Origin of the sequence: Streptomyces sp. NRRL WC-3549 (assembly GCF_000721935.1) — a bacterium.
Classification (GTDB): Bacteria; Actinomycetota; Actinomycetes; order Streptomycetales; family Streptomycetaceae; genus Streptomyces.
Window position 1 is genome coordinate 25,653 of sequence record NZ_KL585443.1, and the last position, 8,421, is coordinate 34,073.

An 8,421-nucleotide genomic window follows, 5' to 3' on the forward strand; every position below is an offset into this window, starting at 1 on the left:
TCCGTCCATGTGCCGCGCCGGCTCCAGGAGCTGCGGGTGGAGCTCGCGAAGGCGAAGGAGACCCTGTCCGCGCAGCTCGACCGCGACCCGACGGTCGCCGAGCTCGCCACGCACCTGGATCTGCCCGAGGAGGAGATCATCGAGGGCCTGGTCGCCGCCAACGGGTACTCGGCGGGCTCGCTGGACACCCCGAGCGCCGACAGCGAGTCGGGCAGCGAGCAGCGGGCGTACGCGGATCTGCTCGGTGAGGAGGACCCGGGTATGGAGAGCGTCGAGAACCTCCACGCGCTGGCTCCGCTGCTGCGGCAGCTGGACGACCGTGAGCGGACCATCGTCCGGATGCGCTTCGGCCAGGAGATGACACAGGCCCAGATCGGCGCGGAGCTCGGTGTCTCCCAGATGCACGTATCACGCCTGCTCAGCAGGATCGTACAGCGGCTGCGCACGGGAATGTGCGTCGAGGCCTGAGCGAAGAAGCTCACGTCCCGGAAACCTGATGCCCGGCGTTCAGCCGGGCATCATTCACATATGCTTCCAGGCGAAACGGCGCGGGGCCTCCCCGTGCCGTCCGTCCGTCCGTCAAAGGGGATCGAGCGTGATCGAGCTGCCGTTGGGCGCGTCCGCGCGTCTGATGGGGCCCACCGGGATTCCGGCGCAGCAGGCGGGTTCCGCCGTCGCCGATTCCTCCGTGTGGGACCTCGGTGCGGCCATTCTCCTGGTCGAGGACGACTCGGGCGACGCCCTGCTCGTCGAGGAGATGCTGGCCGACAGCGAGCTGGACTCCAGCCTCACGTGGTGCAAGACGCTGGCGGAGGCGCGGCGGTTCCTGCGCACGGCCGTCACTCCCGTGTGCGTCCTGCTGGATCTGCACCTGCCCGACGTGCACGGCCTGGACGCCGTCCGCCAGCTCGTCGAGTCGGCACCGGACGCCGCCGTCGTCGTGCTGACCGGCCTGGCCGAGGCGGAGACCGGCCTGTCCGCGGTGGCGCACGGTGCCCAGGACTACCTGGTGAAGGACCGGATCGACCCCGAGGCACTGGGGCGCGCGGTCCGGTACGCCCTCCAGCGCAAGAACGCCGAGCGGGTGGCCTCCGCGATCCGGACGAGCCAGCTGATCGCTCAGGAGAACGCCCGCCTGGAACGCGCGCTGCTGCCCATCCCGCTGCTGCACGACGACGGCTTCGCCGTCGCCGCGCGCTACGAGGCCGGCCGGGCCCACGGACTGCTGAGCGGCGACTTCTACGACGTCGTGCAGACCGCGGACGGCGCGGTGCACGCGGTGATCGGCGACGTGTCCGGGCACGGCGCGGCGGAGGCGGCGCTGGGCGTCTGCCTGCGGGTCGCCTGGCGGACCGCGGTGCTGACCGGCGTGTCCCAGCTGGAGAAGATCGGTCTGCTGGAGGAGATACTCGTCGCCGAGCGGTCCGACCCCCATGTCTTCGCCACCGTGACCTCCCTCGTCTTCCCGCCGGAGCGGGACCGGGTCCGGGTCGTGCGGGCCGGGCACCCGGGGATGCTGCTCCGGCGCGGTACGGACGTCAGCTGGGTGGAGCCCGACACGGGCATGGCCCTGGGGCTGCTGCCCGGGGTGGGCCGCTGGTCGCTGACGGAGCTGGAACTCTTCCCGGACAGCGAACTCGTCCTGTTCACCGACGGCCTGTTCGAGGGCCGTACCGGACCGCAGACCCGGCTGGGTGAGGAAGGACTACTGGCCATGGCCGCACGGCACGGATCCCTGGACGCCCGCGCGTTCATCGACACGCTGGTCGCCGAGGCGACCGAGAGTGCCTCGCCGTACGGGGGCCTGGCCGACGACGTCGCCGTCCTGCACCTGGGCTGGCGGGCGGAGTCGTGAGCGCCCCGGCGGACGGTGAGGGCGCCGCCCCGCGTCCCGGCCTCACGGCCCGGCTGTCGGTGCAGAACTGGGTCCATCTCATCCTGGCCGGCTTCGTGCTGGTGGTCTGCGGCTGCGTCGTCGTGGGCGGCGTCGTCCTGTCCCGCATGTCCGACCGGACCACGGAGCTGGTGGACCGCATCCAGCCCGCCCGCGCCGCGTCGTACCAGCTGGAGTCCTCACTGCTCGACCAGGAGACCGGAGTACGCGGGTACGCGCTCACCGGGGACGCGTCGTTCCTGGAGCCGTACGCTCGGCCGGGTGCGCGAGCTGATCGGCGACGAGCAGCCGCTCGCCGGCGACCTCGACCGGATCCAGGAGGCCGCCGAGCGGTGGCGTACCCAGCGTGCCGAACCGCTGATCGCCTCGGTGGACAAGGACGGGCCGGCCCGTGAGTCCTCGACGCCGATCCTCCGCAGCAAGACGGAGTTCGACGGGCTGCGGCAGCTGAACTCCACGCTGCAGAGCCACCTGGACACCGCCCGCGACCAGGCCCGCGACGAGCTCGACCGGGCCCGCGCCACCCGCGACCGGGTGCTGTGGACCCTGGTGGCGGGTGCGGTGCTGGCCGTCGTCGCGCTCAGCCTGCTGCTCCACCGGATGGTGGGCCGGCCGTTGAGCGCCCTGACCACCGCCTCCCGTTCGGTGCGCTCGGGCGCGGTCGGGAACCGGATCGAGGTGCGGGGCCCCTCGGACGTCAGGGCGGTGGCGGCGGCCGTCGAGGACATGCGCCGCAGGCTGGTGGCAGAGCTCGCGGAGGCCCAGGAGCGGGAGACCCTGCTGGCCGAGCAGACCGGGGAGTTGCGCCGGTCCAACTCGGAGCTGGAGCAGTTCGCGTACGTCGCCTCCCATGACCTCCAGGAGCCGCTGCGCAAGGTGGCATCCTTCTGCCAGCTGCTGGAGAAGCGTTACGGCACGGAACTGGACGACCGCGGCAAGCAGTACATCGCCTTCGCGGTGGACGGCGCCAAGCGGATGCAGGTGCTCATCAACGATCTGCTGACCTTCTCCCGGGTGGGACGGGTCCACGAGAGCTGGAAGCCGGTGGACCTCGACCGCTCCCTGGACCGGGCCCTGGGCAATCTCGCCCTGGCCGTCGAGGACGCGGGGGCCACCGTCGTACGTGAGGCACCGCTCCCCCGGCTGCTCGGCGACGCCACCACGCTGACGATGGTCTGGCAGAACCTGATCGGCAACGCGATCAAGTTCCGCCGTCCCGACGTACCGTGCCGGATCACCGTCGACTGCGTGCGGGAGGGCGACGACTGGCATCTCACGGTCGCCGACAACGGGATCGGCATCGCCCCGGAGTTCTCGGACAAGGTGTTCGTCATCTTCCAGCGTCTGCACGCACGCGACGAGTACGAGGGAACGGGCATCGGCCTCTCCCTCTGCCGGAAGATCATCGAGTTCCACGGTGGCCGGATCTGGCTGGACCCGGAGCCGGAGGAGGGTACGATGATCCACTTCACCCTGCCCGTCCTTCCCGATGCGCCCACCCACACCACGGCCGAGCTGCTCTCGCCCGTCCTGCTCACCCCCCAGTCGGGAGACACCCCGTGAACGATCCGGTACAGCCCATCGAGGTCCTGCTCGTCGAGGACGACCCGGGCGACGAGCTGATGACCCGCGAGGCGTTCGAGGACAACAAGATCCGGAACACGCTGCACGTGGTGCGCGACGGCCAGGAGGCGCTGGACTTCCTCTACCGTCAGGGCGAGTACGGCGACGCGCCGCGGCCGGATCTGGTCCTTCTCGACCTCAACCTGCCGAAATACGACGGCCGGCAGGTGCTGGAGAAGATCAAGACGGATCCGGAACTGGCTCTGATCCCCGTGGTGGTCCTCACCACGTCCTCCGCCGAGGAGGACATCCTGCGCAGCTACAAGCTGCACGCCAACGCCTATGTCACCAAGCCGGTCGACCTGGAGCAGTTCATCGGCGCGGTGCGCCAGATCGACGACTTCTTCGTGAGTGTGGTCCGGCTGCCCGGCCGTGCGTAAGATCTTGGAGGTCCCCCGGAGTGGGATCTCTCGACGCGGGTAGACGAACGGCGAGAAAGAGGTCGCGAGACCTCACCCTGCGGCGCCTTGGCTGGAGCACATGAACGAACAGGCCACCTCACGGCCGGACGCCCCCTGCGCGGGGGCGCCGTCCACGGATGTTCTGCTCACCGCCGAGGTCTTCGCCGGTGAGCCCGGATGCATCGCACAGGCTCGTGCCCTGGCCGACCGTTTCCTGACGCGACTCGTGGCGGAGTGGCTGGCGGTCATCGGGGAACACACCCGCAGTGATCTGATGCTGGCGGTGAGCGAGCTCGTCACCAACGCGGACCGCTACAGCCACGGCCCGTACATGCTGGAGCTGGAGGGCAACGCCCAGCGCATCAGCGTCACGGTCTACGACAGCAGCACGGCGCTCCCGGTCCTCTACTCCCCCGACCCGTCGCGCCTGGGCGGTCACGGCATGGAGATCGTGGTCGCCCTCTGCGACCGGGTGACGGCGGAGCGCGTGCCGGTGGGCAAGCGCATCCGTGCGGAGTTCGAGCTCAGCAGCTGAAGAAACCTCACGGCGCCCGCCCCGGACAGTCCGGCCGTCGTGTACCCGGGCGCTCCCCGGTACGCCGCCGAGGCGGGGGCCCGCCCGTGCTGAGCGCGGGGGCGGGAAGGACTACCGTCGGGACAAGGACGTGGAAACGGTGGACGTACTACCGGAGCAGTACGCGTACACGGAAATGCCGTCTCAGGGACGACGACACGGCTGCTCGGACGGGACATCGTGGTGTACATGAGCTCCCTTGCGCTGTCGGTGCTGTTGTCGCTGGTCTCCGCGGTCGCCTATGCGGCCGGGGCGATCGTCCAGGAGCGGGTGGCCGCCACCGGTGACCGACGTGCCTTCGCACCGCTGCGCAACGGTGTGTGGTGGGTGGCTGTGGCGCTCAACGGGGCGGGGGCGCTGCTGCATGTGGTGGCACTCGCGTACGGCCCGCTCAGCCTCGTACAGCCGCTCGGCGCCCTGACCATCGTCTTCGTGCTGCCGATGGCGGCCCTGTTCGTCGGCCGCGGCGCGGGGCGCACGGCCTGGCGCGGTGCCCTGATGGCCACAGCGGGCCTGGCCGGTCTGCTGGCCCTGACGGGCGGCGCCGGTTCGCACGCCCTGTCCGGGCCGGACAGATTCGCGCTGGTCATAGGTTCCTTCGGCGCGGTGGCGGCACTGCTCCTGCTCGCCACGGGCGTGCGCCGGGCGATGCCCCGCAGCATGGTGCTGGCCGCGGGTGCCGGGGTCGCGTTCGGTATGGCCTCGGTGTTCACCAAGACCGTGGCCATGGAATGGACGGCCGGCGCGGTGGGCTCGGGACTGCCGACGCTGCTGGTCATCGCGGGTCTGGCGACCGCGGGGCTGCTGCTCTCCCAGGCCGCCTACCGCGGCGCCGGGCTGACCGCGCCGCTCGCCACGGTCACCGTCGTCAATCCGGTGGTGGCCGCCGCGGTGGGCATCGCCTTCTTCGGCGAGCAGTTCCGCTTCGGGGTGACCGGCGCGACGGTCGCACTGGGCTGCGGTGCGCTGGCGGCCGCCGGGCTGGTCCTGCTGACCCGGGAGCGGGTGGGGCACCACCGCGCCTCTGATCCGCTGGACGCCGGGGAGCCGCTGGAGGCGGGGGGCCCCGCCGGCGCCGAGCGCGAGGTGGCGGGCGTGGTCGTGCTGCCGGGGCCGACGACACCGGTCGTCTCTCCGGTGGCGGGACCGTCCGCCTCGATCCCGGCACCCTCTTTCCCGCTGACGGTGCCGAGGGAACGCGGCGGCGGCCGGGTGGACTTCGGCACGGTGTCCGCCGGGCCGGCGCCCGGCGGACTGATCAGACGCTGACGCCGCCTGCCCGCAGATAGGCCAGCGGGTCGATGTCGGAGCCGTAGCCGGGACCGGTGCGGATCTCGAAGTGGAGGTGCGGGCCGGTGCTGTTGCCCGTGGTTCCCGAGCGCGCGATCCGCTGGCCGCCTCCGACCTGCTGCCCCGCGCGGACGTGGAGCGAGGACAGGTGCGCGTACTGGCTGTACTTGCCGTCGGCGTGCCGGATGACGATCTCGTAGCCGTACGCACCGGCCCAGCCGGCCGAGACGACCTTGCCGGAGGCCACGGCCTTCACCGACGTGCCGGTGGGCACGGGGAAGTCGACGCCCGTGTGGTATCCGCTCGCCCAGGATCCGGACTGGTGGTACGGGGTTCCGGTGCGGGCGGAGACGGGCGCGGTGAGTCCGGTGCGCGGCTTGGCGGCGGCCTTCCCGGGGGCGGCCTGCTTCGGGGCCGCCTGCTTCGGGGCGACTTGTTTCGGGGCCGCCTGCTTCGGGGCCTTCTGCTGGGCCGGCTTGGGGGCGGACTTCTGGGTGGGCTTCTCGGTGGACTTCCGGGTGGCCTGCCGCTGGGGCGCACCGGTCACGTCCAGGGTGAGGCGCTGCCCCGGGAGGATGAGGTCGGGGTCGGATCCCACCACCGTGCGGTTGGCGGCGTACAGACGCTCCCAGCCACCCTTGACCCGCTCGGTGGACGCTATGCCGGAGAGCGAGTCACCGCGGGCCACCGTGTAGGAGTCGCGCGCGCCCGGCACGGAGGTCGGGGAGGCGGCCTCGGCCTTCTTCTGAGCGGGCTTCGCGGTCCCTGGGGCGGATGTCGCCGCCTTCGGGGCCGCGGACTTCGCCGAGGCCGTCTTCGCGCCGTCCACAGGCCTGGTGCGCTGTGTCTGCGGGACGATGTCGGGCGCGTCGCCGCCCCGTGTCAGGCCGGCCCGAACCGAGCAGGCCGGCCAGGCACCCGGCCCCTGCCCGTCCAGCACCTTCTCGGCGATGGCCATCTGCTGGTCCTTCGTGGCCAGATCGGCCCGTGCCGCGTACACGGTCCCGCCGTACGCCGCCCAGGTCGACCGGGTGAACTGAAGGCCGCCGTAGTAACCGTTACCGGTGTTGATGTGCCAGTTGCCGGTCGACTCGCAGGCGGCGACCTTCTCCCACACGTCGGCCGATGCGGCCCCGGCGGAGGCTGCCGTGAGCAGCGGGAGCGCCAGGCCGGCGCCCCCCGCCGTCAAAGTGAGCGAGGCGCGGTTGATCCGGCTGGGCTGGTATCTGCGGTGCCGTCCGTTCGCGGCCATGACTTGGCTCCCCCACAGGCAGTAGAACACGTCGCAAGCGGCCAACTTATGGGCACGCGAAGGGCGATGACAAGGGAGCGGCCGCGCCTGGGGGCGCGCGCCCCGGCGCACGCGCGGTGGAACGCGGCGTGCCGGGGCGCCGGGCGAGAACCGGCCGCACCGGTGAGAGCGGTGGGAGCGCACCCGGGCGGGCAACCGCGAGAGGACCGGGGAGAAGACTAGGGAGAGCGCTCTCCGCCGCTCCTCCTCGGTGCTATAAATGCCCTCATGACGGATGCTCTGCGATCGACCGGTGCGGCTCCCACCCTGGAGGACGTGGCGCGCGCCGCCGGTGTCTCCCGCGCCACCGTCTCGCGGGTCATCAACGGGGTGCGCAACGTGGATCCGGCGATCCAGGAGACCGTACGGCAGGCCGTCTCCGTCACCGGCTACACGCCCAACCAGGCGGCCCGCTCGCTGGTCACCCGCCGCACGGACGCCGTGGCGCTCGTGGTGTCGGGTGCCGGGGCCGAGCCGGCGGCCGGGAAGGGCGCGGCACCGTGCGGGGGCGGCGCCCCGGAGGGGGCCGGCGAGGAGACGGGGCGGGGCGGCGAGGGGTCGTTCACCGCGCGCGTGTTCGCGGACCCGTTCTTCGGCCGGGTGGTGACGGGGGTCGTCGACCACCTGCGGCCGCGCGGGATCCACCCGGTCCTGATGTGCGCCGAGACCTCGTGGGCCCGGGACGAAGTGGTCTCCTACCTACGCCAGGGCAGTGCCGACGGGGCCCTGATCGTGTCGACCCACGCGGAGGACCCCTTGCCCGGACTCGTCGCGGAGGCCGGGCTGCCGGCCGTACTGTACGCGCGCCCCGCCCGGCCGACCCGCATCAGCTACGTCGATCTGGCGCACCGGGACGGTGCCCGGCTGGCTGCGGAGCACCTGCTCGCCCGCGGATGCCGGCGGATCGCCACGATCAGCGGGCCGCTGGACGTGGCGGCGGGGCAGGACCGGCTCGCCGGGTTCCAGGAGACGATGGCCCGGCACGGCCATCCGTACATCCCCGTCGCCGAGGGCGGGTTCACCCAGGAGAGCGGTGAGGCGGCGATGGAGCAACTGCTGGCCGGCCACCCCGGTCTGGACGGGGTGTTCGCGGGGAACGACCTGATGGCGACGGGCGCCTGCCATGTGCTGCGGGACCACGGCAAGAAGGTCCCGGAGGACGTCGCCGTGGTCGGGTTCGACGACAGCGGGGCCGCCGCGGCGTGCCGGCCGCCGCTCACGGAGCCGGAACGGCCCGCGACGTCCGTGATCTTCGAGCCGACCCTGGTGGTACGGGCGTCGGCGTAGGGGGTCCGGCCGCGGGGCACCGGGCGGGTATGCCGTTCCCGCTCATCCGGTCGCGGCGCGG

8 protein-coding genes and 1 pseudogene are annotated in these 8,421 nt (G+C 72.2%); 8 read left to right on the top strand and 1 reads right to left on the bottom strand.

Annotated features, from left to right (window positions below):
* The 7 genes and pseudogenes from IH13_RS0133965 to IH13_RS0133990 form a co-directional block, all read left to right on the top strand.
* Positions 1-468 (top strand): sigma-70 family RNA polymerase sigma factor (locus IH13_RS0133965; protein WP_031090639.1); only part of this gene is annotated, 468 nt, incomplete at its 5' end.
* A gap of 163 nt (positions 469-631) precedes the next feature.
* The gene (locus IH13_RS0133970) at positions 632-1,855 is read left to right on the top strand and encodes a PP2C family protein-serine/threonine phosphatase (protein ID WP_031090642.1); all 1,224 of its coding nucleotides are present in this window, start codon (positions 632-634) and stop codon (positions 1,853-1,855) included.
* A 146-nt stretch (positions 1,856-2,001) separates the two neighbouring features.
* Positions 2,002-2,160: pseudogene (locus IH13_RS46290) on the top strand (CHASE3 domain-containing protein); the annotation flags it as partial.
* Positions 2,161-2,164: 4 nt separating this feature from the next.
* Positions 2,165-3,457, top strand: coding sequence for a sensor histidine kinase (locus IH13_RS39210; RefSeq protein WP_420713435.1), 1,293 nt, complete (start codon positions 2,165-2,167; stop codon positions 3,455-3,457).
* Entirely contained in the window at positions 3,454-3,897 is a 444-nt protein-coding gene (locus IH13_RS0133980) for a response regulator (protein ID WP_031090644.1), read from the top strand. The genes IH13_RS39210 and IH13_RS0133980 overlap by 4 nt, the downstream gene beginning before the upstream one ends.
* A gap of 100 nt (positions 3,898-3,997) precedes the next feature.
* Complete coding sequence (locus tag IH13_RS0133985; protein ID WP_031090645.1) at positions 3,998-4,453, top strand: ATP-binding protein; 456 nt, start codon at positions 3,998-4,000, stop codon at positions 4,451-4,453.
* 228 nt (positions 4,454-4,681) lie between these two features.
* Entirely contained in the window at positions 4,682-5,761 is a 1,080-nt protein-coding gene (locus IH13_RS0133990; RefSeq protein WP_051836017.1) for a DMT family transporter, read from the top strand.
* Here the strand turns inward: IH13_RS0133990 and IH13_RS0133995 are convergent.
* On the bottom strand, positions 5,751-7,034 hold the full coding sequence (locus tag IH13_RS0133995; protein ID WP_031090650.1) for a transglycosylase family protein: 1,284 nt from the start codon (positions 7,032-7,034) through the stop codon (positions 5,751-5,753). The genes IH13_RS0133990 and IH13_RS0133995 overlap by 11 nt on opposite strands.
* A 267-nt stretch (positions 7,035-7,301) precedes the next feature.
* On the opposite strand from IH13_RS0133995, the gene IH13_RS0134000 reads away from it, so the two are divergent.
* Positions 7,302-8,360, top strand: coding sequence for a LacI family DNA-binding transcriptional regulator (locus IH13_RS0134000; protein WP_031090652.1), 1,059 nt, complete (start codon positions 7,302-7,304; stop codon positions 8,358-8,360).
* Positions 8,361-8,421 lie beyond the last annotated feature (61 nt).